Below are 1,173 nucleotides of genomic sequence, written 5' to 3' on the forward strand. Positions count from 1 at the left end.
CCCGAGTATGCCGTGGTGCGGTCCTGTTCTGAGTGACAGTCGGTATCGCGGTACAGGCACCTTGTTACAGACCGTTAGGGGCGTACCCCTAAAAGTGCTTTTTTAACTGCTTACGCAGCTAGAGCAGCACCGTAGTTGTCATCATTTGCAACTATTGATTACAGCGATTGGAGTACGAGTGCCACTGTACACTCGGCATGCACCTCTGGTTTCGTTACCAGCGTCGAAGCCATATCATCCCCGAAACTTATTGAAACCTTTAAGCGTTTGGCTTCGACTGCGTCGAGTCCCGGCCAGCAGCAAGATGCTGCTGTCGCTCATGCCTTTGAAAATCAACAATTTGATTTTCAATTTCTGGAAGAAATCGGCCTGTGGCCCATATCATTCCGAAACTTATTGAAACCTTTAAGCGTTGGTGAAACGCTAGTTGGGCAATCATACTCTTGAAACCATGAGTAGCAAGCCCAAAGTCAAAAAATATTAGTTACTTCGCATGCTCGCGAACAACGCGAGCTTTTTGACGATTCCAGTCGCGATCTTTTTCGGTCGCGCGTTTATCGAATTCTTTTTTACCTTTGGCCAATGCAATTTCGCACTTTACTTTGTTGTTTTTCCAGTAAAGGGCTAGGGCAACACATGCGTGGCCTGCTTGGCTTATCTTTGCATTAATTTTGGCAATTTCTTTTTTGTGAAGCAGCAGTTTTCGTTGGCGAGTTGGCTCTGCGATGACGTGAGTGCTTGCAGAAATAAGTGGCGTAATGTGTGCGTTAAGTAGCCATGCTTCCCCGTCTTTCAAGAATACGTGCGAGTCTGTAAGCTGGCCTTTGCCTTCACGTAAGCTTTTCACTTCCCATCCTGTAAGCGCAACGCCAGCTTCAAATTTTTCTTGAATATGAAAGTCGTGCTTGGCGCGTTTATTCAACGCGATGGTATTGCTTTGTTGCTTTGGTTTTTTCTTGCCGGCCATGAAATTACTGCTGGAGTGTCTGTGAAAAACGGGAAGTATATTACAAGTTCTGGTCTTGCTACAGAATTTATCGCGCATTCGCAGAAGCGCTAGAGTGCAGATGAGAAGGCGGTTACAATACGCGCCAATTAATTGGGCTGGGTTTTATGTCTTTAAAAATAAATCGCTCCGCGCTGGTCATGTTTTCTGCTCAGCAAATGTATGAC

At 45.8% G+C, this 1,173-nt stretch carries 1 protein-coding gene and 1 other RNA gene; both read right to left on the minus strand.

Annotated features, from left to right (window positions below):
* Positions 1–242: a transfer-messenger RNA gene (ssrA, locus tag A3739_RS04715) on the minus strand; the annotation flags it as partial.
* Positions 243–484: 242 nt separating this feature from the next.
* The gene (gene smpB / locus A3739_RS04725; RefSeq protein ID WP_068476070.1) at positions 485–967 is read right to left on the minus strand and encodes an SsrA-binding protein SmpB; all 483 of its coding nucleotides are present in this window, start codon (positions 965–967) and stop codon (positions 485–487) included.
* Between the last annotated feature and the right edge of the window lie 206 nt (positions 968–1,173).

The sequence above is a fragment of the Oleiphilus sp. HI0067 genome (genome assembly GCF_001635735.1).